Below are 24952 nucleotides of genomic sequence, written 5' to 3' on the forward strand. Positions count from 1 at the left end.
AGGGCGCCTCACGGATACGTAAACGCCGGCGCCGACGGCCCAAGCGGGCGTCGGCACCGGCGCGGTGAGGAGCGGTCAGGTGAGGCGTGGTCGGGTGAGGAGCGGTCAGCCGACGAGGTTGTCGGCCATCTCCTCGGTGATGCTGGACTCGGTGCCCGGGATGCCGAGGTCGGAGGCGCGCTTGTCGGCCATCGCGAGCAGCCGGCGGATACGGCCGGCGACGGCGTCCTTGGTCAGCGGCGGGTCGGCGAGCGCGCCCAGCTCCTCCAGCGAGGCCTGCTTGTGCTCCATGCGCAGCCGTCCGGCGGCCGCGAGGTGCTCGGGCACGTCGTCGGCGAGGATCTCCAGGGCCCGCTGGACCCGCGCGCCGGCGGCGACGGCCGCGCGCGCGGAGCGGCGGAGGTTGGCGTCGTCGAAGTTGGCGAGCCGGTTCGCCGTGGCCCGCACCTCGCGGCGCATCCGGCGCTCCTCCCAGGCGAGCACCGACTCGTGGGCACCCAGACGGGTGAGCAGGGCGCCGATCGCGTCACCGTCGCGGACGACCACGCGGTCCACGCCGCGCACCTCGCGGGCCTTGGCGGCGATCGACAGGCGGCGGGCGGCGCCGACCAGCGCGAGCGCGGCCTCCGGGCCCGGGCAGGTCACCTCCAGGGAGGAGGAGCGGCCGGGCTCGGTGAGCGAGCCGTGCGCCAGGAAGGCCCCGCGCCAGGCGGCCTCGGCGTCACAGGTGGCACCCGAGACGACCTGCGGGGGCAGGCCCCGGATCGGTCGGCCCCGGCCGTCGACCAGGCCGGTCTGGCGGGCCAGCTGGTCACCGCCGGCGACGACCCGGACGACGTAGCGCGAGCCGCGGCGCAGCCCGCCCGGAGCCATCACGATCAGTTCGGAGCTGTGGCCGAAGATCTCCAGGATGTCCCGCTTGAGGCGGCGGGCCGCCATCGCGGTGTCCAGCTCCGCCTCGATCACAATGCGCCCGCTCACCAGGTGGAGGCCGCCGGCGAACCGCAGAATGGCGGAGACCTCCGCCTTTCTGCAGCAGGTCCGGGTGACGGGGAGCCGGGAGATCTCGTCCTTCACCGCTGCCGTCATCGCCATGGGCCGATCCTTCCATGCATCCGAAAAATACGGTCGTACGCGGCTGCCAACAGCTCCGGGTCATGCCTCGGGGTTCCGTCGGGCCGGGCCACCGGCGCCAGCTCGACCGCGGCGCCGAACCGCTTGGCGGCATCGGTCAGTGAGTCGCGGTCGGGCACGGCGGCCTGGTCGGCCAGCACCACGTCCAGGGCGAGTTTAGGGGCGTGTCGTCCCAAAACCTCCAAATGACGCTGCGGGGAGAAGCCATCGGTTTCTCCCGGCTGCGGTGCGAGGTTCAGGGAGAGTACCCGGCGCGCCTTCGTCTGCGTGAGCGCGTCCAGCAGTTCGGGCACGAGCAGGTGCGGGATGACCGAGGAGAACCACGAGCCGGGGCCGAGGACCACCCAGTCCGCGTCCCGGACCGCCTCGACCGCCTCGGGGACCGCGGGCGGGTCGTGCGGCACCAGGTGCACCGACTGCACCTCGCCCGGGGTCAGCGCCACGGTCGCCTGTCCCCGTACGGTGTCCACGTCCTCGGGCCGCTCCGGGTCGTGTCCCTTGACCAGGGCCTGGAGCTCCAGGGGTACGGCGGACATGGGCAGCACCCGGCCATGGGCGCCCAGGAGCCTGCCGACCAGGTCCAGGGCCTGGACGTGGTCGCCGAGCTGCTCCCACAGGGCGACGATCAGCAGATTGCCGACCGCGTGTTCGTGCAGGTCGCCCTTGGACTGGAAGCGGTGCTGGATGACCCGGGCCCAGGTCTGGCCCCAGTCGTCGTCGCCGCACAGCGCGGCCAGCGCCTTGCGCAGGTCGCCGGGCGGCAGGACGCCCAGCTCGTCGCGCAGGCGCCCGCTGGAGCCGCCGTCGTCGGCCACGGTGACGACGGCGGTGAGGTCGCCGGTGATCCGGCGCAGGGCGGCGAGCGAGGCGGACAGGCCCATGCCGCCGCCGAGCGCGACCACCTTGGGCTGGGCACCGCGCCGGCGGGGCCGGGCCCCGCGGGCCTCGGCGGGGCGGGCCGCCCGCCCTTCGGGAACGGCCCGGCGCAGCCTGCTCAGCCGCGGACTACGTGCGGTCATTCCCGTCCCATGTCCCGGTGTACGACCACCGTCTCCACACCCTCGGCCGCGAGGCGCGCGGCGAGCTTCTCCGACGTGGCGACCGAGCGGTGCTTGCCGCCGGTGCAGCCGATGGCGATGGTCACGTACCGCTTGCCCTCGCGGCGGTAGCCGGCCGCGATGAGGCGCAGCAGCTCGGCGTAGCGGTCGAGGAACTCCTTGGCGCCGGGCTGGTTGAAGACGTACGCCGACACCTCCTCGTTGAGGCCGGTGAAGGGGCGCAGCTCCGGGACCCAGTGCGGGTTGGGCAGGAACCGCATGTCCGCGACCAGGTCGGCGTCGACGGGGAGGCCGTACTTGAAGCCGAAGGACATCACGGTGGCACGGAGTTCGGGCTCCTCCTCACCGGCGAACTGGGCGTCCATCTTGGCGCGCAGCTCGTGCACGTTGAGGCTGGAGGTGTCGATGACCAGGTCGGCGTCGCCGCGCAGCTCGCGCAGGAGCTCGCGCTCGGCGTCGATGCCGTCGACGATCCGGCCGTCGCCCTGGAGGGGGTGCGGGCGGCGCACGGACTCGAAGCGGCGCACCAGGGCCTCGTCGGAGGACTCCAGGAAGACGATCCGCCGGGTGACGTGCTTGGCCTCCAGGTCGGCGAGGGACTCGCGGAGGTTGTCGAAGAAGCGCCGGCCGCGGACGTCCACGACCACCGCGATCCGGGCGACGTTGCCCTGGGAGCGGGCGCCGAGCTCCACCATGGTGGGGATCAGGGCGGGCGGGAGGTTGTCGACGACGAACCAACCGAGGTCCTCCAGACACTTGGCGGCGGTGGAGCGGCCGGCGCCGGACATCCCGGAGATGATCACCAGCTCGGGGATGGCGGCCTCCGGGACTCCCGCCGTGTCGAGGGTCGCGCCCGTGCTCACCTGTGCGTCTTCTCCGCCCTGGTCCTGTCGTTCTTCGTGCTCGTTCACATTCATGTCTCCTGCCCCCGTCGTTCGTCCGGGGCGCCCGCCGTCACGGGGCCCCCACCGGAACCCGTGGTGACGGGTTCCTCGTCATCCATGATCTCTCCAGTCGCCGTGTTGACGGCGGGCGCGGCCGGGGCCGCCTGGGCGAGGGCCACGGCGATCGTCTCGGCCGTCTTGCGGCCTATGCCGGGGACCTCGCAGATCTGGTCGATGGTGGCGGATCGTAGTTTCTTCAGGGAACCGAAGTGTTTCAGCAGGGCCTGCTTGCGCGTGTCCCCGAGGCCGGGGACGTCGTCGAGCGGGCTCGACCGGAAACGCTGGGACCGCTTGGTGCGCTGGTAGGTGATCGCGAAGCGGTGGGCCTCGTCACGGACCCGCTGGAGAAGGTACAGGCCTTCGCTGGTGCGGGGCAGCACGACCGGGTCGTCCTCCCCCGGCAGCCAGACCTCCTCCAGGCGCTTGGCGAGGCCGCAGACGGCGATGTCGTCGATGCCGAGCTCGTCCAGGGCCCTCTTGGCGGCGGCCACCTGGGGCTGTCCGCCGTCGACCACGACGAGCTGGGGCGGGTAGGCGAACTTCTTGGGGCGGCCGTCGTCCTCCTTGAGGCCGGGGGCGCCGTCGGCGCCGGTCCCGGGGACGGCCGGGAGGTCGTTGCCGGAGGCGTCCTTGAGGCCGGCCTGGGAGGCGTCGTCCACCCACTCGCCGGTCTTCTCCTTCTCCGCCAGGTACCGCCTGAACCGGCGGGAGATCACCTCGTGCATGGACCGGACGTCGTCCTGGCCGGCGAAGCCCTTGATCTGGAAGCGGCGGTACTCGCTCTTGCGCTGGAGCCCGTCCTCGAAGACGACCATGGACGCGACCACGTCGTCGCCCTGGAGGTGGGAGATGTCGTAGCACTCGATCCTGAGCGGGGCGCTGTCCAGGTCGAGGGCCTCGGCGATCTCCTCCAGGGCACGCGAGCGCGTGGTCAGGTCGGAGGCGCGCTTGGTCTTGTGGAGGACGAGCGCCTGCTGGGCGTTGCGCTGCACGGTCTCCATGAGGGCCTTCTTGTCGCCGCGCTGCGGGATGCGCAGCGAGACGCCCGACCCGCGGCGCCCGGCGAGCCACTCCTGGACGGGCTCGACCGGCTCGGGCAGGGCCGGGACGAGGACCTCCTTGGGGACCGCGTCGCCCTTCTCCTCGCCGTAGAGCTGCTGGAGGGCGTGTTCGACGAGGGCGCCGGTGGTGATCTCCTCGACCTTGTCGGTGACCCAGCCGCGCTGGCCGCGGACGCGTCCGCCGCGGACGTGGAAGATCTGGACGGCGGCCTCCAGCTCGTCCTCGGCGACCGCGATCAGGTCGGCGTCGGTCGCGTCGGCGAGCACGACGGCGCTCTTCTCCATGGCCTTCTTCAGGGCCCCGATGTCGTCGCGCAGGCGGGCCGCCCGCTCGTACTCCATCTCCTCGGCCGCGTCCGCCATCTGCTGCTCCAGACGGCGGATGTAGGTCCCGGTGCGGCCCGCCATGAAGTCGCAGAAGTCCTCGGCCAGGTCGCGGTGTTCCTCGGCGGAGACGCGGTCGACGCAGGGCGCCGAGCACTTGCCGATGTAGCCGAGGAGGCAGGGGCGGCCGGTGCGGGCGGCGTTCTTGAAGACGCCGGCGGAGCAGGTGCGGACGGGGAAGACGCGCAGCAGGAGGTCGACGGTGTCGCGGATCGCCCACGCGTGCCCGTACGGCCCGAAGTACCGCACGCCCTTGCGTTTGTGGCCGCGCATCACCTGCACGCGCGGGAACTCCTCGTTCATCGTCACGGCGAGGTACGGGTAGCTCTTGTCGTCGCGGTACTTGACGTTGAACCGGGGGTCGAACTCCTTGATCCAGGAGTACTCCAGTTGCAGGGCCTCGACCTCCGTGGACACCACCGTCCACTCCACGGACGCGGCCGTGGTCACCATCGTGCGGGTGCGGGGGTGCAGGCTCGCCAGGTCCTGGAAGTAGTTCGCCAGGCGCTGACGCAGGCTCTTCGCCTTTCCGACGTAGATCACCCGGCGGTGCTCGTCGCGGAACCTGTACACCCCGGGAGTGTCAGGGATCTCCCCTGGTTTGGGGCGGTAGCTGGAGGGGTCGGCCATGTCTCACACCCTACTGGCGTGGGCTGACACTCCGGTGAGCCTGTGGACGACGACCGGCCGACGGAAGGGGCCGTCGATCTCACGGTGTGATGTGTCACTCCGGGAACGTCAGCACCGCACGTGTTCCCCTGCGGTGCCCTCGGTGGCCCGGAGGCACGCGCTGGAGGACGGCGCCGAGTGCGCGGGCGGGCCGCCGACCGGCCGGGAGTGCACCACCGTTCGGCGGCAGGTGTTGTCGGGAATTGGTCAACACGCTTCAATGCGGGGGAACTCGGGGCCGGGAACGACGGCGTACGGATGTGAAGCCTCCCCCGGCCTGCCACGGACGGCCCCGACACACCCTCGCGGACGGCCTGACCAGCCGGCCGGACCTGTACAGAAAGGCCCCTGCATGCCGCACGCCACACAGCACGCGGACGACCTGAGCGTCGCCGGCGCGGAACTGGACTCGGCCCTGCGGGGCGGCCCCTTCCACGTCGCGCTGCGCGCGGCGATCGCCGCGCGGGGGCTGCCGCTCCAGCGCGTGCAGCACCATCTGTCGCGCTACGGGGTCAAGGTCGGTGTCACCAGCCTGAGCTACTGGCAGCAGGGCGCACGGCGCCCGCAGCGTCCGGAGTCGCTGCGGGCCGTACGCGCGCTGGAGGAGATCCTGCAACTGCCGGAGGAGTCGCTGATCAGGCTGCTCGCGGAGGACGACGACCGGTCGGCCGCCGAGCGGCCCGCGGCCCGCTCCTACCGCTCGTTCCTCGCGGCCTCAGACGTCCTCGGACAGCTGCTGGGAGAGCTGGACTCGCCGCCCGACGCGGGGCTGCACACCCTCGGCCACCACGAGCGCATAGACATCGGCGCGCGCCGCGAGCTGCGCGGCCTGGAGTCCCACCACATCGTGCGCGCCCACCGCGAGGGCGTCGACCGCTTCCTCGCCGTCCACCACGGCGACCCGGGGTGCGCGCCGGAGCACATGACCGTCCACGCCCTGGAGAACTGCCGCACGGGGCGCGTCCGTTCGCACCACGACACCGGGGTGCTGGTGGCCGAGCTGCTCCTCGACGCCCGGCTGCGGGCCGGGGACACCTTCCTGTTCCGCTACGCCGTCGAGGACGGCACGGGCGGGGTCTCGCGCGAGTACGTCCGCGGCTTCGGTGCCCCCGGCGGGCAGTACGCGCTCCAGGTCCGGTTCGACGGCAACGCCCTGCCGCTGCGCTGCCACCGCTTCGCCCAGCACTCCCCTGCCGCGCCCCGCAGCGGCCGCCGGGACCTGTCCCTCACCGGCCTCCACCACTCGGTGCACCTGGTCGAGCCGCGGGTGCGGTCGGGGGTCGTGGGGATCGGGTGGGAGTGGGAGTGAGCGGGACGACATGTCGGGTCCACCTCGGCACGTAAACGTTTGCGCAAGCGTTTACGCGAGCCGCCGGATGGGATACCTTCCCGGCCGTGGGCCCTCGACGTCCGGGTGCCCCGCACGCCGTTCCGGAAGGGGAGACCGTGCCGACCATGGCCGACGTGGCCCGCAGTGCGGGAGTGTCCGTGGCGACCGTCTCGCACGTCCTCAACGGCACCCGCCCGGTCCTGCCCCACACCCGCCAGGCGGTGCTGGACGCCGTCGACGAGCTCGGTTACACGCCCAACACCCTGGCCCGTTCGCTGGTGACCTCCCGCACCCGTTCCATCGGGCTCGCGGTGTCGGCGATCAGCAACCCGTACTTCACCGAGATCCTCCAGGGCGTCGAGGCGGGCGCGCTGGAACACGGCTACAGCCTGCTCATCGCCGATCCGCACGACGACCCCGACCACGAGCACAAGGTCGTCCAGCTCCTGCACGAGAGGCGGGTGGACGGCATGATCGTCGCGCCCTCGCCGGACCCGCGCGAGCTGCTCTCCTACCTCGGCCGCCACCAGGTACCGACGGTGTTCCTGGACCGGGTGATCGACGGTTCGGGCGGCGGGGTGGGCGGTGTCCCGGAGAACGGCCTCCGGCGCTTCGACCAGGTCTGTGCCGAGAACACCGAGCCGATGGCCCGGCTGGTCACCCATCTCGCCGGACTCGGCCACCGGCGCATCGGCCTGGTGGCCGGCCTGCCCGGGCTGAGCACCACCGCCGAACGGATCGCCGGATACCGGCAGGGCCTCACCGCCGCCCGCCTCCCCCACGACGACGACCTGCTCGTCCACGGCGACTCCGCGTCGGCCGGGGCCGAACGGGCCACGGCCGCCCTGCTCGCCCTGGACACCCCACCCACCGCCCTCGTCACCGCCAACAACGCGATGACCATCGGCACCCTGCGGGCTCTGCGCGCGCACGGTCTCTCCGTACCGGACGACCTGGCCCTGTGCTGCTTCGACGACTTCGCCTGGGCCGATCTGTTCTCGCCCCGGCTCACCGCGATCGCCCAGCCCAGCAGGGAGATCGGCGCCCAGGCGGTCCGGGTCCTCCTGGAACGCCTCGACGAGCCGGACCGGCCCGCCCGGACCGTGCGCCTCGACTGCACGTTCGTGCACCGCTCGTCGTGCGGCTGCCCCGACTCCGGGGAGGGGGCGGCGGGGACCTCGCGGTCCCGTCGGGCTGGCCCGCTCGCCGATGCCTCCCGACGCCCTTGACCTCCTCAGCCCACGCACGCTCAGCCCTCCCTGCCGTCGCAGTTCCAGAAAGGACCCGTTTCGTGATCGTCGTCGCCGGTGAGGCCCTGATCGATCTGGTCCCGCAGGGCACCGGTGCCCTCGCGGCTCTCAAGCCGGCGCTCGGCGGCGGCCCCTACAACACCGCCGTGGCCCTCGGCCGGCTCGGCTCCCCCACCGCCTTCTGCTCCCGCACCTCTCTGGACGCCTTCGGCGAGGCCCTGCTCGACGGCCTCCGGGAGGCGGGGGTGGACGTGTCCGCCGTGCAGCGCGGCAGCGAACCCACCACCCTGGCCGTCGCCACGATCGACACCACCGGCTCGGCCGCCTACTCCTTCTACGTCGACGGCACCGCCGACCGCCTGTTCGCCGCCCCCGCCCGACTCCCCGCCGGCACGCGGGCGGTGTCCTTCGGCACCTGTTCGCTCGTCCTGGAACCGGGCGCGAGCGCCTACGAGGAGCTGATGCGGACCGCGGCCGCACAGGGTGTGTTCACCGCGCTCGACCCGAACATCCGGGCCGGGCTGATCACCGACGCGGACGCCTACCGGGCCCGGTTCAAGAACTGGCTGCCGTCGGTGTCACTGCTCAAGCTCTCCGAGGAGGACGCGCTGTGGCTGGGCGGCACCCCGCAGGAATGGCTCGCCGCGGGGCCCGCGGCCGTCGTGGTCACCCACGGCGGTGACGGGCTGACCGTGTTCACCCGGGACGGGACGGTGCTGCCGGTGCCGGGCGAGAAGGTCGACGTCGTGGACACGATCGGCGCGGGCGACACCGTGAACGCGGCCCTGCTGCACGGCCTGGCCGGCCTCGACGCGCTGTCCCCGGAGGCGCTCGCGGATCTGGGCGCCGAGGACTGGACCCGGCTGCTGAGGTTCGCGGCGCGCGCGGCGGCGATCACCTGCTCACGCTCCGGGGCGCAGCCGCCGTACGCGTCCGAACTGGGCGAACTGTAGGGGCGGGGCTGGTGACGGAGCGAGCGGTGCCCCGCGGGACACCGCTCGCTCCGTCTGTCCGGCTCAGGCCTTGCGGGCCCGGGCCGTCTTCTTGGCGCCAGTGGCCTTCTCGGTGGCTCCGGCGGCCTTCTTCGCCGCCGTCGTCCTGGCCGTCGCCGTCTTCCTCGCCGTCGACTTGGCCGCGACCGTCTTCTTCGCCGCGGCCGTCTTCCTGGCCGGTGCCTTGCGCGGGGCCTTCACCGAGGTCCCGTCGCTGATCCGGTCGGCACCGAGGATCTCCCTGAGGAACTTGCCGGTGTGGCTCGCCGGAACTCCGGCGACCTCCTCCGGGGTGCCCTCGGCGACGACAAGTCCGCCGCCCGCGCCGCCCTCGGGGCCCATGTCGATGATCCAGTCGGCCGTCTTGATCACGTCGAGGTTGTGCTCGATGACGATGACGGTGTTGCCCTTGTCGACCAGGCCGGACAGGACCTTCAGCAGCTTGCTGATGTCCTCGAAGTGCAGACCGGTGGTCGGCTCGTCGAGGACGTAGACCGTACGGCCGGTGGACCGCTTCTGGAGCTCGCTGGCGAGCTTCACGCGCTGGGCCTCACCACCGGACAGGGTGGTGGCGGCCTGGCCGAGGCGGACGTAGCCGAGGCCGACGTCCTTGAGGGTGTTGAGGTGGCGGGCGATCGCGGGGACGGCGTCGAAGAACTCCGTCGCCTCCTCGATCGGCATGTTCAGGACGTCGGCGATGGACTTGCCCTTGTAGTGGACCTCCAGGGTCTCCCGGTTGTAGCGGGCGCCGTGGCAGACCTCGCACGGGACGTAGACGTCCGGGAGGAAGTTCATTTCGATCTTGATGGTGCCGTCGCCCGCGCAGTTCTCGCAGCGGCCGCCCTTGACGTTGAAGGAGAAGCGGCCGGGCATGTAGCCGCGGACCTTCGCCTCGGTGGTCTCGGCGAACAGCTTGCGGACGTGGTCGAAGACGCCGGTGTAGGTCGCCGGGTTCGACCGCGGGGTGCGGCCGATGGGCGACTGGTCGACGTGCACGACCTTGTCGACGAGGTCGTCGCCGTCCACGCGCGTGTGCCGGCCCGGGACGCTCCTCGCGCCGTTGAGCTCGCGCGCCAGGTGCGTGTACAGGATGTCGTTGACCAGGGTCGACTTGCCGGAGCCCGAGACACCGGTGACCGCGGTGAACACACCCAGCGGGAAGGACACGTCGATGTCCTGGAGGTTGTTCTCACGGGCCCCGTGCACCGTGAGCTGCCGGGACGGGTCGAGGGGCCGGCGGATGTCGGGCAGCGGGATGGCCTTCCTGCCCGACAGGTACTGGCCCGTCTCCGACTCGGCGTTGGCGAGCAGCTCCTTCAGGGAGCCGCTGTGCACGACCTTGCCGCCGTGCTCGCCCGCGCCGGGGCCGATGTCGACGATCCAGTCGGCGACCTTGATGGTGTCCTCGTCGTGCTCGACGACGATGAGCGTGTTGCCCATGTCGCGCAGCCGGACCAGGGTCTCGATCAGCCGGTGGTTGTCGCGCTGGTGCAGGCCGATGGACGGCTCGTCGAGGACGTACAGGACGCCGACGAGTCCGGAGCCGATCTGGGTGGCCAGGCGGATGCGCTGGGCCTCGCCGCCGGACAGGGTGCCGGCCGCGCGGTTCAGCGAGAGGTAGTCCAGGCCGACGTCGACCAGGAACTTCAGCCGCTCGTTGACCTCCTTGAGGACGCGCTCGGCGATCTTCTTGTCACGGGCGCTGAGCTTCAGCTCGCCCAGGAAGTCCGCGCAGTCGCTGATGGACATGCCGGAGACCTCGGCGATCGACTTGCCCATGACCGTGACCGCGAGGACGAGCGGCTTGAGCCGGGTGCCCTCGCAGGTGGGACAGGGCACCTCGCGCATGTAGCCCTCGAAGCGCTCGCGGCTGGCGTCGCTCTCGGACTCGCTGTGCCGGCGCTTGACGAAGGGGACGGCCCCTTCGAACGGGGTGGTGTAGACCCGCTCGCGGCCGTACCGGTTGCGGTAGCGGACCTCGATCTGCGTCTTGTGGCCGTAGAGCAGGGCCTTCTTGGCGCGCTGCGGCAGTCCCGCGAAGGGGATGTCCGTGCGGAACCCGAGCGCGTCCGCGAGGGCGCCGATCAGCCGTCCGAAGTAGTCCTTGGTGTGCCCGTGCGACCAGGGGTGGATGGCGCCCTCGTCGAGGGACTTGTCCTCGTCGGGGACGATCAGCTCCGGGTCGACCTCCATACGGGTGCCGATGCCGGTGCACTCGGGGCACGCGCCGAAGGGCGAGTTGAAGGAGAAGGACCGGGGCTCCAGCTCCTCGAAGGACAGGTCGTCGTACGGGCAGTACAGGTGCTCCGAGAACATCCGCTCGCGCTCGGGGTCGTCCTCGGGCAGGTCGACGAAGTCGAGCACGACCATGCCGCCGGACAGCCCGAGGGCGGTCTCCACGGAGTCGGTGAGCCGGCGCTTGGCGGAGTCCTTCACCGTGAGGCGGTCGATGACCACCTCGATGGTGTGCTTCTCCTGCTTCTTCAGCGTGGGCGGGTTGGAGAGCTGGACGGTCTCGCCGTCCACGCGCGCGCGGCTGTAGCCCTTGGTCTGGAGGTCGGCGAAGAGATCGACGAACTCTCCCTTGCGCTCCCGCACCAGCGGCGACAGCACCTGGAAGCGGCTCCCCTCCGGCAGCTCCAGGACCCGGTCGACGATGGCCTGCGGCGACTGGCGCGAGATCGGGCGGCCGCACTCGGGGCAGTGCGGCTTGCCAATGCGCGCGAAGAGCAGACGCAGGTAGTCGTAGACCTCGGTGATGGTGCCGACCGTCGAGCGCGGGTTGCGCGAGGTCGACTTCTGGTCGATGGAGACCGCGGGCGACAGGCCCTCGATGAAGTCGACGTCGGGCTTGTCCATCTGGCCGAGGAACTGGCGGGCGTACGAGGAGAGCGACTCCACGTAGCGCCGCTGGCCCTCGGCGAAGATGGTGTCGAAGGCCAGGGAGGACTTGCCCGACCCGGACAGGCCCGTGAAGACGATGAGCGAGTCGCGAGGCAGGTCGAGCGAGACGTTCTTCAGGTTGTGCTCGCGCGCGCCACGGACGATGAGACGGTCGGCCACGCCGGTCCGCACCTTTCTTGGCTTGAGAGGAGTGACAGGGGCGGGGCCCCCGTGCTTTCTCAGACTAGGGGGAGCCACTGACAACGCCGGTCGGATTCCCGGTTGCGTAACAATCCCCGGCCTTCCAGCATGCCCGACGCCGCACCCGACCATATAGCACGCGCATTCGATTTACGGCACTCCTTCACCACCTTCACCCGAAGGTGTGGCGGCACTAGGGTCAGCAGCATGATTGATCACGCTCATGACCTGGAGTCTGTACGGGGTGCGACCGAGCGGCTGCTGACCGCAGCCGCCGGGATGGACAACGCGGACGTGACCGAGTCGTCACGGCTGCCGGGCTGGAGCCGCGGCCACGTCCTCGCGCACCTCTCCCGCAACGCCGACGCCCTGGTGAACGTCCTGGAGGGCCGGCCCATGTACCCCTCCGCGGAAGCGCGCGACGCCGACATCGAGCGCGACGCCCCGCGCCCCCTCGACGTCCAGCTCGCCGACCTCCGCGAGAGCGCCGCCCGCTTCCAGAAGGCCGGGGCCGAACCGGCCGACTGGTCGCGCACGGTCGAGCTGCGCAACGGAGTCACCGACTCCGCGTCCCGGGTGCCGTTCCGGCGGTGGGTCGAGGTGGAGCTGCACCACGTGGACCTCGGGATCGGGTACGAGCTGGAGGACCTTCCCGAGGACTTCACGCGGCGCGAGATCGACTTCCTGACGGAGCGGTTCCGGGGCCTTCCCGACGTGCCCGCGCTCGTGATCGAGGAGGACGACGGCCGCCGGATCCCGACGGGCGGCGCCGGGGAGCCCGTGCTCGTCGTCACCGGCCCCCGGGCCGACCTGCTCGGCTGGCTCGCCGGCCGCCGCGACGGCTCGGCACTGACGGTCCACGGCGGCGCCCTCCCCTCACTGCCCCCGCTATAGGCTGCCGCCATGACGTACAGCGGACAGGTGACGGTCGGCGGCGCCGCCGACGTGCACGAGCTCAAGGACCTGATGATCACCAAGATCGCGGTCGGCCCGATGGACAACAACGCCTATCTGCTGCGCTGCCGGGCCACCGACGAGCAACTGCTGATCGACGCCGCCAACGAGGCGGACACCCTGCTGGGCATGATCGGTGACGACGGCATCGCGTCCGTCGTCACCACGCACCGGCACGGCGACCACTGGCAGGCACTCGAGGCGGTCGTCGCGGCCACGCGCGCGCGTACGTACGCCGGCCGGGACGACGCCGAGGGCATCCCCGTGCCCACCGACGTCCTGGTCGACGACGGCGACGTCATCCGCGTCGGCCAGGTCGAGTTGACCGCACGCCGCCTGGTCGGCCACACGCCGGGCTCGATCGCCCTCGTCTACGACGACCCGCACGGGCATCCCCATGTGTTCACCGGGGACTGCCTGTTCCCGGGAGGTGTGGGCAACACCCGCAAGAACCCTGAGGCGTTCGCCAGTCTGATCCATGACGTCGAGACGAAGATCTTCGACGTACTGCCGGACGAGACCTGGGTGTATCCGGGGCACGGCAACGACACGACGCTGGGCGCGGAGCGGCCGCAGCTGCCGGAGTGGCGCGCTCGGGGGTGGTGAACTACGGGGCGCGCAAGAGACATTGCGCGCCCCGTGTGAACTCTTCGCACGCGCCGGTGTCACGCACGCGCTCCCGGCGCACTCGGTTGCGCAGTCAACTGGGAGCAGCCCCGCACAGGATGACGGCTCCTGCGCGGTACGGGCCGCCGGTCTTTCATCCCCGCCCTCGACCGGCGGCCCCGGCAACCTGTCCGAAAACTGTTCACAGGAATGCAACACCCGTTCCCAATATGCGGACGATTGCCGTCGTGACCTCGACAAACGGGACAGTGGACTGCCACTCTCCCGCCATGCACCCTGCCCCTCGCGCTCTGCGCCGCGCCGTCGCCGCGGCATCGATAGCCCTTCTCGCCACCGCTGTCGGCTGTGCTCCGCAGTCCGACGACGACGCGAACGCCAAGGCCTCGGGGTCCACCGGAACCACCTGTGCCAAGGGCGAGCTGGCCACCAAGACCTCCGGCAAGCTGACGATCGCGACCGACGAACCGGCCTACGAGCCCTGGTTCAAGGACGACAAGCCCGCGAACGGCAAGGGCTTCGAGTCCGCGGTCGCGTACGCCGTGGCGAAGCAGCTCGGCTATGACAAGAGCGCCGTGGTCTGGCAGAGCGTCCCCTTCAACAAGGCTTTCGCCCCCGGAGAGAAGACCTTCGACTTCGACATCAACCAGGTGTCGATCAGCGCCGAGCGCAAGAAGGCCGTGGACTTCTCGTCCGGCTACTACGACGTGCGCCAGGCCGTCATCGCGCTCAAGGGCACCAAGGCCGCCAAAGCGACGAGCATCGCGGACCTGAAGGGCCTCAAGCTGGGCGCCCAGGTCGGCACGACGAGCCTGAACTACATCCAGGACGTGGTGAAGCCGACGCGGGAGGCGGCCGCGTACGCCAAGAACGACCAGGCCAAGTCCGCCCTGGAGAACAAGCAGGTGGACGCGATCGTCGTCGACCTGCCCACCGCCTTCTACATCACCGCGGCCGAGGTCACGGACGGCACGATCGTCGGACAGTTCGAGAACCAGGGCGGCACACCGGAGCAGTTCGGGCTCGTGCTCGACAAGGGCAGCGCGCTCACGTCCTGCGTGACGGCCGCCGTGGACGCCCTGCGCAAGGACGGCACGCTCGGCAAGCTGGAGCAGCAGTGGCTGTCGGACGCCGTCGACGCCCCGGTCCTCAAGTGACGCTCACCAAGGACGAGGCCGGCCCGGAGGACGCGGGCGACTCGTACGCGCCGTCGCAGCGGCGGATCGAGCGGGAGGCTCTCAAGCGGGCCCGCTCCCGCCGCGCCACGGCGATCGCCGCCGTCTCGACCCTGGTCACCGCCGTCGTCCTCTACCTGGTCGTCGTCAACGCGCCCGGCTGGCCGCGCACCAAGGAGACGTTCTTCAGCGGGCAGTACGCGCGCGAGGCGTTCCCGAAGGTCCTCGAAGGGCTCTGGCTGAACGTCCGGCTGCTGTTCGTCTGCGGCGCGGCCGTCCTGGTCCTCGGGATGCTCATCGCCATCGCCCGCACACTGCGCGGCCCGGTGTTCTTCCCGCTGCGCGTCCTGGCCGCCGCCTACACGGACTTCTTCCGCGGCCTCCCGCTCATCATCAACCTCATGATCGTCGTCCTCGGCGTGCCGGCGCTGCGGCTCCAGGGCGTGACGGTCGACCCGGTGTGGCTGGGCGGCACGGCGCTCACGCTGACGTACTCGGCGTACGTGGCCGAGGTGTTCCGCGCCGGCATCGAGTCCGTGCACCCCTCGCAGCGCGCCGCGGCCCGCTCGCTCGGCCTCTCCAACCGGCAGGCGCTGCGGTACGTGGTGCTGCCGCAGGCGGTGCGCCGCCAGGTGCCGCCCCTGCTGAACGACCTCGTGTCCCTCCAGAAGGACACCGGTCTGGTGTCGATCGGGGGCGCGATCGACGCCGTACGGGCCGCCGACATCATCGTCGGCCGGAGCCTCAACTACACGCCGTACATCGTCGCGGGCCTGGTGTTCGTGGCGCTGACCATCCCGATGACCCGCTTCACGGACTGGGTGACGGCTCGGATGGACCGCCGGCGGGCCCAGGGAGGAATCGCATGAGCGACGCAGACGGACCTGTGCTGCGGATGGAGTCCGTCCGCAAGACCTTCGGCGGCTCGATCGTGCTGCGGGACGTCGACCTGGAGGTCGCACCGCACACGGTGACCGCGCTGATCGGCGCCTCGGGGTCCGGCAAGTCGACGCTGCTGCGCTGCGCCAACCTCCTGGAGGAGATCGACGACGGCGCCATCTGGCTGGACGGCGAGGAGATCACCGACCCGCGCGTCGACCAGGACGCGGTACGGCGCCGTATCGGCGTGGTCTTCCAGGCGTACAACCTCTTCCCGCACATGACCGTGCTGGAGAACATCACGCTCGCCCCGCGCCGGGTGCACGGCGTGGCCCGCGCGGAGGCCGAGGAGCACGCCCGTGAGCTGCTGGAGCGGCTCGGGCTCGGCGGGAAGGCCGGCGAGTACCCGGACCGGCTCAGCGGCGGTCAGCAGCAGCGGGTGGCGATCGTGCGGGCCCTCGCCGTACGTCCCCGTCTGCTGCTGCTCGACGAGATCACCGCGGCCCTCGATCCGGAGCTGGTGGGCGAGGTGCTGAACGTCGTGCGGGACCTGAAGGGCGACGGTATGACCATGGTGCTCGCCACGCACGAGATGGGCTTCGCGCGGGAGGTCGCCGACCAGGTCTGTTTCCTGGACGGAGGTGTGGTGCTGGAGCGCGGGACCGCCGAGCAGATCTTCGGCGACCCGCAACGGGAGCGGACCCGGCGCTTCCTGCGGCGGATCGTGGAGGCGGGCCGGCTGTAGACGGGTGTAAGGGGCGCCCGCCATTGCGAGCGTCTGTTACCGCGCTACGCCTCGGCCCGGGCCGGTCCCGCCAGCGCCGCGACACGCTCCACACCGAACACGTACCCCTGCACCCCGCAGCCCGCGATGACCCCGTCCGCGCGCAGCGAGACGTAGGAGTGGTGCCGGAAGGACTCGCGCTGGTGGATGTTGGAGATGTGCACTTCCAGCACCGGCAGCCCGTCACAGGTGTTGAGGGCGTCCAGGATCGCGACCGAGGTGTGCGAGTAGGCGCCGGGGTTGATGACGATCCCGCAGTGGTTCAGCCGCGCCTCGTGGATCCAGTCGACCAGTTCGCCCTCGTGGTTGGACTGCCGGAAGTCCACCGTGCCGCCGTGCGCGGCGGCCGCCTTGGCGCACAGCGCCTCGACGTCGGCGAGGGTGTCCCTGCCGTAGATCTCCGGCTGCCGCTGCCCGAGCAGGTTCAGGTTGGGGCCGTTGAGGATCATGATCGGGGCGTTGGCCAGGGTGCGGGGCACGGTTCCTCCGGTCGGTGAAGAGGGCTGCTCGGACTCGGTTTATCACGGTGCGCCGCGCACAGTGCGGCCCGTACCCTCCGGGCATGACGACGATCTCCTACCCGCCCAAGCCCTTACCCGGCGACCGCATAGCCGTCATCTCCCCCGGTGCCGGTCTGCCGGGGCTCTTCCCGCGCCCCTACGAGCTGGGACTCGAGCGGCTCCGCGCGGAGTACAGGCTGGAGCCGGTGGAGTATCCCTCGACCCGCAGGATGGGCTCGACGCCCCAGCAGCGCGCCGACGACATCCACGCCGCGTTCGCCGACCCGAGCGTCAGGGCGGTCATGGCGTCCATCGGCGGTGACGACCAGATCACCGTGCTGCCGTACCTGGACCGGGAGTTGATCCGGGCGAACCCGAAGCCGTTCTTCGGGATGAGCGACAACACGAACCTGCTCGCCCACCTGTACAACACCGGGATCGTGGGTTACCACGGCGCGACCGTGATGACCGCGCTGGGGCGGCCGGTGGCCATGAGCGCGCTGACCGCCGACTCGCTGCGGGCGGCCCTGTTCACCTCCGGCGCCTACGACCTCGCGCCCGCCGCCCGCTGGCGGGACGTCGACCGCGACTGGGCGGACCCCGCCACTTTCGACACCGAACCGGAGACCCGCCCCGGCAACGGCTGGACCTGGGTGAACGCCGACCAGGTGGTGGAGGGCCGCAGTTGGGGCGGCTGCCTGGAGATCCTGGGCTGGCTGCTGATGGCCGACCGCGAGATCGCGCGCGACCCGAGCGTGTACGACGGCGGGGTGCTGCTCCTGGAGACCTCGGAGGAGATGCCGAGCGACGTCGAGGTCTTCCGCACCCTGCGGAACATGGGCGAGCGCGGACTGCTCCAGCGCTTCTCCGCACTGCTGTGGGGCCGACCCAAGACGTGGTCCTTCGAGCGCCCCCACAGCCCCGAGGAGGCGGATCGTTACTCCGCCGACCAGCGCGAGGCCGTCCTGCGCGCCATGAACGTATATGCCCCCAACACCACCATCGTCTTCGATGTGGACTTCGGACACACCGATCCCCAACTCGTCATCCCCTACGGCGGTCTCGTCCGTGTCGACGGTCCCGCCCGGCGCATCACCGTCACGTACTGATCACTCCCGTGCGCGCCCGCACGCCCCCGTAACCCGCGATCACTGTGGGTAGTTGACGCGACATGCACGACGTACGCACCGTGAGGACGCCCTCCATGCCGCGGCTCGCGGCCGCCTCGCTCGCCGGGACGGCCATCGAGTTCTACGACTTCTTCGTCTACGGGACGGCCGCGGCGCTGATCCTGGGGCCGCTGTTCTTCCCGACCTTCTCGTCGGTCGCGGGGACGCTGGCCGCGTTCGGGACCTTCGGGGTGGGGTTCGTCGCGCGGCCGCTCGGCTCGGTGCTGTTCGGGCACATCGGTGACCGGCACGGGCGGCGGCCGGTCCTCGTGGCCTCGCTGCTGCTCACCGGCGCCGCCACGGTCGCGGTCGGGTGCGTGCCGACGTACGACACGATCGGTGCGGCCGCCCCGCTGCTGCTCCTGGTGCTGCGCTTCCTGCAGGGACTCGGGCTGGGCGGGGAGTGGGGCGGGGCCGTGCTGCTGACCGCGGAGCACGCGCCGGCCGAACGGCGCGGGCTGTGGACGAGCTTCCCGCAGGTGGGGCCCGCGCTGGGCTTTCTGCTCGCCAACGGGGTGGTGCTGGCGCTGTCGGCCTCGCTGTCCGAGGCGCAGTTCGCCGCGTGGGGCTGGCGGGTGCCGTTCTGGGCGGCCGGGGTGCTGGCGGCGGTCGGGCTGTGGCTGCGCTCGGCGCTCCCGGAGAGCCCCGGATTCCTGGAGATCGACGACCACGCGCGCGTGCCGCTCGCCGTGGTGGTGCGCGAGCACGGGAGGCTCGTCCTGCTGACGGCAGGCGCGCTCGCGGTCGGGTACGCGATCTTCTACGCCGTGACGACATGGTCCCTCGCCTACGGGACCGAGCGGCTCGGGGTGAGCCGTACCGTCATGCTGACCTGCATCATGGCCGCGGTGCTGGTGAAGGGCGCGCTCACACCGGTGGCGGCGCTGCTCGGGGACCGGTACGGGCGGCGGCCGCTGTGTCTCGCGGGATGTGCGGCGGCCGCGCTGTGGATGTTCCCGATGGTGGCGCTGCTGGCGATCGGGGAGCCGCTGTGGATGTTCCTCGGCTTCCTGGGCGCGATGATCTCGTTCATCACCATGTTCGCGGTGATCGCCGCCTATTTGCCCGAGCTGTACGAGCCGCGGGTGCGCTGCACGGGAGCCGCGGTCGGCTACAACCTCGGCGGGGTGGTCGGGGGTGCGCTCACGCCGATCGTGGCGACCGCTCTGGTGGAGCACGGCGGGCGGGTGCCGTGGGGTGTGGGCGCGTATCTGACCGGGATCGCGCTGCTCAGCCTGGGGTGTTTCGCGTTGCTGCCCGAGACGCGGCCGGTGCCGGTGGCCGGCGCGGAGCCCGCTCTGGACCGGCCCGTCACGGGTTGATCGCCAGTTCCAGGTAGGCGGCGAACACCACCAGGTGGACACCGCCCTGGAGCGGTGTGGCCCGGCCGGGAACCACCGTCAGGGAGCTGACCACCACCGTCAGGGCCAGCAGCACCATGTGGGTGGCGCCGAGGCCGAGGACGAGCGGGCCGGAGAGCCAGACGGAGGCGAGGGCGACCGCAGGGATGGTCAGGCCGATGCTCGCCATGGCGGAGCCGAGGGCGAGATTGAGGCTGGTCTGCACACGGTCGCGGCGCGCGGAGCGCAGTGCGGCGATGGTCTCCGGGAGCAGCACCAGCAGGGCGATGATCACGCCGACGACGGCATGCGGCAGGCCTGCCTTGGCCACCCCGGACTCGATGGTGGGCGAGACGCCCTTGGCCAGTCCGACCACCCCGATCAGGGCCAGGCCCAGCAGGCCCAGGCTGATCAGCGCGGCGTGGGCGGTGGGCGCGTGCGCATGGTCGTCGACGGTGATCACCTCGCCCTGGCGGGTGATCGGGAGGAAGTAGTCGCGGTGCCGTACGGTCTGGGTCGCCACGAACAGCCCGTACAGGATCAGCGAGGACAGCGCGGCGAAGGTGAGCTGGGTGGCGGAGAACTCCGGGCCGGGTTTGCTCGTCGTGAACGTCGGCAGCACCAGGCTCAGCGTCGCCAGGGTGGCGACCGTGGCGAGGGCGGCGCCGGTGCCCTCGGGGTTGAAGACGGCGGTGCCGTGCCGCAGTGAGGCCACGAGCAGGCAGATGCCGACGATGCCGTTGCAGGTGATCATCACGGCCGCGAAGACCGTGTCCCTGGCCAGGGTCGCGCTCTTGTCGCCGCCGTCCACCATCAGGGTGACGATCAGGGCCACCTCGATGATCGTGACGGCGACGGCGAGGACGAGCGAGCCGAACGGTTCGCCGACCCGGTGGGCGACCACCTCGGCGTGGTGCACCGCGGCCAGTACGGCCCCGGCGAGTACCAGGGTGACCAGCACGACGACCGCCCCGGGCAGGTCGCGGCCCCAGGTGAAGGCCAGCAGGACGACCGCGAGCACCGGCACGACGGACGTCCAGCTCGTGGTGAGCGACCTGAGCCGAGCGATCGTCGCCGCGGCGCGCGGGCCGCGCATTGCGCCGGGACTATTCGATCGCACCGGATTCCAGGACGTCGCAGTTGGTGTAGACACGGTCGCCGATGGTCAGCGCACCCAGCTGCTCCGCGAGTCTGCCGGTCTCGGGGGCGTCGCTGTTGCGCATGGCCTCGTCGTACGAGTCGAACTCGATCAGGGCCAGATAGTGGTTGGGCCTGTCCCGGTCCTTCAGGAGCATGCGGTGGGTCGGGCCGCCCGTCCCGCCCGCGCTGCGCTGTCCGGCCTCCTCCATCAGCTGCCGCATCTCGTCCAGGCGCTCGGTCTCGAAGCCGATGATCTGCACGAACTTCATGGTGTCTCCAGCCGGCCGCGGCGCCCCCGGGCCGGGGAACGCGCTCTGGAACAAAACAAGCACCGGGAGCGGTACCGGGCAATTCGCCGCGCGCCGCTCCCGGTGGTGGTTCTTCCTACGTCGGCCGCGGTCAGGCTTCGATGCTGTCCTTCGGAGTGCCTTCGCTCCTCGCCTGCGCCGCCTCGGCCTCAGCCTGCTTCCTGGAGGCCATCAGGCTGGTGACGGTGGTCACGATCAGGACCGAGCAGATCACGCCGAGCGAGACCGGGATGCTGATCTCGGGGACGTGCACCCCGGACTCGTGCAGGGCGTGCAGCACCAGCTTGACACCGATGAAGCCCAGGATGATCGACAGGCCGTAGCTGAGGTGGACCAGCTTCTTCAGCAGACCGCCGATGAGGAAGTAGAGCTGGCGCAGGCCCATCAGGGCGAACGCGTTGGCGGTGAAGACGATGTACGGGTCCTGGGTCAGGCCGAAGATCGCGGGGATCGAGTCGAGGGCGAACAGCACGTCGGTGGAGCCGATCGCGAGCATGACGACCAGCATCGGCGTCATGACCCGCTTGCCGTTCTCCACGATCCACAGCTTGGTGCCGTGGTAGCGGTCGGCCACGCCGAACCTGCGCTCGGCGGCCTTGAGGAGCTTGTTCTCCTCGAACTCCTCGTCCTCCTCGTCCGCCCGGGCCTCCTGGATGAGCTTCCAGGCGGTCCAGATCAGGAAGGCGCCGAAGATGTAGAACACCCAGGAGAAGCTGGCGATGATCGCGGCACCGGCCGCGATGAAGATCGCGCGGAGCACCAGGGCTATGAGGACGCCGACGAGAAGGACCCGCTGCTGGTACTGCGAGGGCACCGCGAACTTCGCCATGATCAGGACGAAGACGAAGAGGTTGTCCACGCTCAGGGACTTCTCGGTGATGAAGCCCGCGAAGAACTCACCGGCGGGCTGACCGCCGGCGAAGAGCATCAGACCGAGACCGAAGAGACCGGCCAGGGCGATCCAGACGACCGTCCAGATACCGGCTTCCTTGATCGACACGTCGTGCGGCTTGCGGCCGATGAAGAAGTCGACCGCGATGAGGGCGGCGAGGCCCACGATCGTCAGGACCCACAGGGTCATGGAAACATCCACAGTTCCTCCGGCAATACGTAACGGCAAGTAACCAGCGTCGTCGCGCTGCCGGAGGTCTCTTCCACCCACGGTGGGCCGACGCCCCGGGATCAGGCCTGATCCGTATTGACGGGTACGCCGCAGTCGACAGGGAGTACTCCCCTCCGTGCCACCAACCGTACCCCAATCACCAAGGAAAGGTAAAGCAATTGGCAAAAGAGAGGTCAAAATCCCTGGTGGGGCAGGCTTTACGTGTACTTGGTACGAGCCTCGGCGACCTGGTTCAGGACCTGCTGGAGCACCTGGCTGCCGGGGGGCGGGAGCGGCGGTTCGTAGGTCCAGGCATGGCCGACCCAGGGGTCGGCGAGGTGGTCGTCGGGCACCGGCGTCAGCCGCATGAGCGAGCGCCACAGGGGGTCGAGGAGCGGGCCGTACCCGGAGGCCTGCTCACGGTCCGCGACCATCATCAGGTGGACGCCGACGGACGGACCCTCGTCCGCGAGGTAGCGGAGCCGGGTCACGGCACGGTCGTCGAAACCGTGCGGGAAGTCGTTGACGATCAGGAGCTGCTCGGCGGTGTCGAGGCCGGGCGGGAGGGCGTCGGCCGCGCCGCCGCGCACCGCCATCTGCACGAGGTCGACGCGCTCGGTGAGCCGGGCCAGGACGTCCGTCACGCCGGCGGCGCCGACGGCGGGCGGGGCGGCGAGCACGCCGGACCACACCAGCGGGGCGAGCGCCTGCGATCCCGAGCCTGCCGGGTCGATGACGTGCAGGGTGTAGTCCCCGGCCGGGTGGACGGCGAGGAGGCGGGCCGCGAGCGCCACGGCCGTGTCCATGGCGAGGCGGTGCAGTTCGTGGGAGTCGAGGAACGAGCCGTCGAGGGATCCGGCGGCCCCGCTGTCGATCCACAGTCCGCGCTCCAGGGGCAGCCGGACGAGCATCGGGATGCGCAGTTCGGCGCACTCGGGCAGATGCAGGTCGCCCAGGCGCACGGCCATGGGCACCTCGAACGGCACCCGGTAGCCGTGCCAGACCGGGTTGTCCCAGCGGGCGTACGCCGGTGGCAGGGCGGGTTCGACCACGTCCGACTCGGCGGTGAGCTGGCCGAGATCCCGGTCGTAGGCCGCGCGGGCCTGTTCGACGAGCTGGGCGTGCTTGGCGCGGGCCGCCTCCCGTGCGGCGTCGCCCTGCCCGCCGATCCGGCTGCGCGGGTCGGCGAGGGCCGCGTCCAGCTCCTTCTCCATGCGCGAGTCCGCGAAGTCCACGGCACTGCGGTAAGCGGCCGTGGAGCGGGCCAGGTCCTCGAACATGCCCCACACCTGGTTGTAGAGGCGCTCCTCCATGGACCAGCCGGTGGCGTCACCGGCGACGGGCTGCGCGGGCTGCCCCGGCTGGGCGGGCGGTGCGACGGGCGGGGGCGGCGGCGGGGCGGTGGTCTGCCGTCGGGGGTGGCTGTAGTCGATCGGGCCACCCACGCCTGGCTGCTGGGCGGTGGTGTCCGCGGGGCCCGGGGCAGCTCCCTGCTGCGGCGCGCCTGCCGCCGGGGTGCCCTGAGCACCGTAGGGGGAGGCGGGCTGCGGTGTGCCGGGCACCGGACCGCCGCTCGGGGGCTGTGTGCCGAACGGCGACAGCGGCTGCGTACTGCCACTGCTCGGGGGCGGTGACTGCGGTGGTACGGCGCCGGGGCCGCCCTGGGCCGCGGGTGCTCCCTGGTCGGGGGCCGGCGCCGGGGTGGCCGTCTGCCGGGTGCGGTCGCCGTCCGCCGTGAGCGGAGGTGGCATCGGCACCGCGCGGGCCAGACCCCGGGCCACGGCCTCGTGGATGTCGTGGGCGAGCTGCTGGGCCTGGGGAAGTCCCTGGTCGGCGAGGAGTTCGGCGAGGCCGCCGGCGTAGCCCTGCCCCACGGCGCGTACCTTCCAGGCGCCCTGGTGACGGTAGAGCTCCAGCGCGACGACCGCCGACTCGGCGTCCAGGCCGGTGAGGGTGTAGCTGGCGAGCTCGGTGCCGTCCAGGCCGGTGACCGCGACGAAGGGGGCGGCGACGGCACCGAAGCGCACGGGGCCGCCCGCCGCGGGCAGGGCGAGCAGCACATGGACCCGGTGGACGGCCTCGGGCACCGCGCCGAGGTCGACCGCGAGGCGGTGGTCGGCGGCCGCCTGCCGGGAGACCTCCAGCCCCGGCAGGGTGGGCGCGCCCGGGTGCAGCACCCATTCGACGCCGTGCACCCGGCCCTGCTCGTCGCCGAGCGTGGCTCCGGCCACGACCGGCGTGCCGGCCGCGATCCGGATCTCGAGTCGGGCCTGGGAGAGCGGGTGGTTCTGCCCCCGCACCAGCTCCGCCGTCATCGCCTTCTCCCCCCGTGTCGTGGTGTCGGTCGGATGCCGCTCGGCGGGCCGGTTACAGGTGCGGCAGGATCGCCGGCATCAGGTCCTGGAAGGTGCGGCCGTTGGCCGGGGTGCCGAGGGCCGTCATGCTCCACCCCGAACCCGCCCGGTGCACCTTCGCCATGATCTGGGCGGTGTAGGCGCCGCCGCCTGCGAGCGTGTAGCGGGCGAGCTCGTCGCCGTTGGTCTCGTCGACCAGCCGGCAGAAGGCGTTCTGCACCTCCTGGAAGGTCTGGCCCGTGAAGGAGTTCACGGTGAAGACGATCTGGTCGATGTGGACCGGGACGCGGGAGAGGTCGACGAGGATCGCCTCGTCGTCCCCGCCCTGGCCGACGCCGCCGACCAGGTTGTCACCGGTGTGCTTGACCGAACCGTCGTCGCTCACCAGGTGGCGGAAGAAGACGACGTCGACGGGCTGCTTGTCCGCGAACAGGACGGCGGAGGCGTCCAGGTCGACCTCCCGCGTGCGCGAGCCGAACAGGCCGCGCCGGGGAGCCGCCTGCCAGCCGAGGCCCATGCGCACCGCGGTCAGGCTGCCTCCGTCGTTCTTCTGCAGACTGATGGCCTGACCCTTGGTCATGTTGACGGTCACGCGCCGAACCCCTCTCACTGTCCCCTGTTGCCGCGGCCCCCGCGGTTGTCCAGAACCCTACGCAGGGCCGCTGACGGTGACGCACCCCGAAGCGCACTTTGTGTCGGTCTTGCAACACACCGCGT

At 71.3% G+C, this 24952-nt stretch carries 21 protein-coding genes; 10 read left to right on the plus strand and 11 right to left on the minus strand.

The annotated features are described in order from the left end of the window. Positions 1 to 105: 105 nt before the first annotated feature. Genes whiA through uvrC form a run of 4 tightly spaced genes read right to left on the minus strand, consistent with a single transcriptional unit; the run spans position 106 to position 5211 of the window. Complete coding sequence (whiA, locus tag ACIQJT_RS13410) at positions 106 to 1095, minus strand: DNA-binding protein WhiA (protein WP_031057649.1); 990 nt, start codon at positions 1093 to 1095, stop codon at positions 106 to 108. Continuing rightward, positions 1086 to 2153: a uridine diphosphate-N-acetylglucosamine-binding protein YvcK gene (gene yvcK, locus ACIQJT_RS13415; RefSeq protein WP_053847424.1), complete on the minus strand. Its 1068-nt coding sequence runs from the start codon at positions 2151 to 2153 to the stop codon at positions 1086 to 1088. Before yvcK ends, whiA begins: the two co-directional genes overlap by 10 nt. Beyond that, positions 2150 to 3109: an RNase adapter RapZ gene (gene rapZ / locus ACIQJT_RS13420; RefSeq protein WP_365462384.1), complete on the minus strand. Its 960-nt coding sequence runs from the start codon at positions 3107 to 3109 to the stop codon at positions 2150 to 2152. The genes yvcK and rapZ overlap by 4 nt, the downstream gene beginning before the upstream one ends. Next, positions 3106 to 5211 carry an excinuclease ABC subunit UvrC gene (gene uvrC / locus ACIQJT_RS13425; RefSeq protein WP_365462386.1) on the minus strand — a complete coding sequence of 702 codons (2106 nt, stop codon included), beginning with the start codon at positions 5209 to 5211 and terminating at the stop codon, positions 3106 to 3108. The genes rapZ and uvrC overlap by 4 nt, the downstream gene beginning before the upstream one ends. 391 nt (positions 5212 to 5602) lie before the next feature. Here uvrC and ACIQJT_RS13430 point away from each other — a divergent pair, with 391 nt between their 5' ends. From ACIQJT_RS13430 to ACIQJT_RS13440, 3 genes are all read left to right on the plus strand, one after another. Next, positions 5603 to 6559 (plus strand): hypothetical protein, encoded by a 957-nt coding sequence (locus ACIQJT_RS13430; RefSeq protein WP_402642916.1) that lies wholly within the window; start codon positions 5603 to 5605, stop codon positions 6557 to 6559. 137 nt (positions 6560 to 6696) lie between these two features. Then, positions 6697 to 7809: a LacI family DNA-binding transcriptional regulator gene (locus ACIQJT_RS13435; RefSeq protein ID WP_402642919.1), complete on the plus strand. Its 1113-nt coding sequence runs from the start codon at positions 6697 to 6699 to the stop codon at positions 7807 to 7809. Positions 7810 to 7871: 62 nt separating this feature from the next. Then, complete coding sequence (locus ACIQJT_RS13440) at positions 7872 to 8783, plus strand: carbohydrate kinase (protein ID WP_402642922.1); 912 nt, start codon at positions 7872 to 7874, stop codon at positions 8781 to 8783. A 63-nt stretch (positions 8784 to 8846) separates the two neighbouring features. Here ACIQJT_RS13440 and uvrA read toward each other — a convergent pair whose 3' ends face one another. Then, entirely contained in the window at positions 8847 to 11885 is a 3039-nt protein-coding gene (gene uvrA / locus ACIQJT_RS13445; protein WP_402642925.1) for an excinuclease ABC subunit UvrA, read from the minus strand. A gap of 228 nt (positions 11886 to 12113) precedes the next feature. Here uvrA and ACIQJT_RS13450 point away from each other — a divergent pair, with 228 nt between their 5' ends. The 5 genes from ACIQJT_RS13450 to ACIQJT_RS13470 all read left to right on the plus strand — a co-directional run bounded on the left by ACIQJT_RS13450 (position 12114) and on the right by ACIQJT_RS13470 (position 16283). Further along, positions 12114 to 12800 carry a maleylpyruvate isomerase family mycothiol-dependent enzyme gene (locus ACIQJT_RS13450; protein WP_402642928.1) on the plus strand — a complete coding sequence of 229 codons (687 nt, stop codon included), beginning with the start codon at positions 12114 to 12116 and terminating at the stop codon, positions 12798 to 12800. A gap of 9 nt (positions 12801 to 12809) precedes the next feature. Continuing rightward, on the plus strand, positions 12810 to 13466 hold the full coding sequence (locus ACIQJT_RS13455) for an MBL fold metallo-hydrolase (RefSeq protein WP_402642931.1): 657 nt from the start codon (positions 12810 to 12812) through the stop codon (positions 13464 to 13466). A gap of 290 nt (positions 13467 to 13756) precedes the next feature. Continuing rightward, on the plus strand, positions 13757 to 14641 hold the full coding sequence (locus ACIQJT_RS13460; protein WP_365451637.1) for an ABC transporter substrate-binding protein: 885 nt from the start codon (positions 13757 to 13759) through the stop codon (positions 14639 to 14641). After that, positions 14638 to 15528, plus strand: a complete 891-nt coding sequence (locus ACIQJT_RS13465) for an amino acid ABC transporter permease (protein ID WP_365451635.1) — start codon at positions 14638 to 14640, stop codon at positions 15526 to 15528. The genes ACIQJT_RS13460 and ACIQJT_RS13465 overlap by 4 nt, the downstream gene beginning before the upstream one ends. Next, complete coding sequence (locus tag ACIQJT_RS13470) at positions 15525 to 16283, plus strand: amino acid ABC transporter ATP-binding protein (RefSeq protein WP_402642935.1); 759 nt, start codon at positions 15525 to 15527, stop codon at positions 16281 to 16283. The genes ACIQJT_RS13465 and ACIQJT_RS13470 overlap by 4 nt, the downstream gene beginning before the upstream one ends. A gap of 44 nt (positions 16284 to 16327) precedes the next feature. On the opposite strand, the gene aroQ is transcribed toward ACIQJT_RS13470, so the two are convergent. Next, entirely contained in the window at positions 16328 to 16801 is a 474-nt protein-coding gene (gene aroQ / locus ACIQJT_RS13475; RefSeq protein WP_365451631.1) for a type II 3-dehydroquinate dehydratase, read from the minus strand. Positions 16802 to 16884: 83 nt separating this feature from the next. Here aroQ and ACIQJT_RS13480 point away from each other — a divergent pair, with 83 nt between their 5' ends. Beyond that, a complete protein-coding gene (locus ACIQJT_RS13480; RefSeq protein ID WP_402642938.1) occupies positions 16885 to 17931 on the plus strand; it encodes a S66 peptidase family protein in 1047 nt (348 codons plus the stop codon). A gap of 95 nt (positions 17932 to 18026) precedes the next feature. Continuing rightward, entirely contained in the window at positions 18027 to 19313 is a 1287-nt protein-coding gene (locus tag ACIQJT_RS13485; protein ID WP_402642942.1) for an MFS transporter, read from the plus strand. Here the strand turns inward: ACIQJT_RS13485 and ACIQJT_RS13490 are convergent. The 5 genes from ACIQJT_RS13490 to ACIQJT_RS13510 form a co-directional block, all read right to left on the minus strand. Continuing rightward, positions 19303 to 20427: a calcium:proton antiporter gene (locus ACIQJT_RS13490; RefSeq protein WP_402642944.1), complete on the minus strand. Its 1125-nt coding sequence runs from the start codon at positions 20425 to 20427 to the stop codon at positions 19303 to 19305. The two genes, ACIQJT_RS13485 and ACIQJT_RS13490, sit on opposite strands and share 11 nt — an antisense overlap. 10 nt (positions 20428 to 20437) lie before the next feature. Beyond that, entirely contained in the window at positions 20438 to 20740 is a 303-nt protein-coding gene (locus ACIQJT_RS13495) for a hypothetical protein (RefSeq protein ID WP_402642947.1), read from the minus strand. Between the two features lie 130 nt (positions 20741 to 20870). Beyond that, entirely contained in the window at positions 20871 to 21872 is a 1002-nt protein-coding gene (locus tag ACIQJT_RS13500) for a TerC family protein (RefSeq protein WP_365451624.1), read from the minus strand. 227 nt (positions 21873 to 22099) lie between these two features. Continuing rightward, positions 22100 to 24196 (minus strand): TerD family protein, encoded by a 2097-nt coding sequence (locus tag ACIQJT_RS13505; protein ID WP_402642950.1) that lies wholly within the window; start codon positions 24194 to 24196, stop codon positions 22100 to 22102. Between the two features lie 52 nt (positions 24197 to 24248). Then, positions 24249 to 24827 (minus strand): TerD family protein, encoded by a 579-nt coding sequence (locus tag ACIQJT_RS13510; protein ID WP_053853069.1) that lies wholly within the window; start codon positions 24825 to 24827, stop codon positions 24249 to 24251. Between the last annotated feature and the right edge of the window lie 125 nt (positions 24828 to 24952).

It is taken from the genome of Streptomyces sp. NPDC091972 (genome assembly GCF_044756385.1).
Classification (GTDB): domain Bacteria; phylum Actinomycetota; class Actinomycetes; order Streptomycetales; family Streptomycetaceae; genus Streptomyces.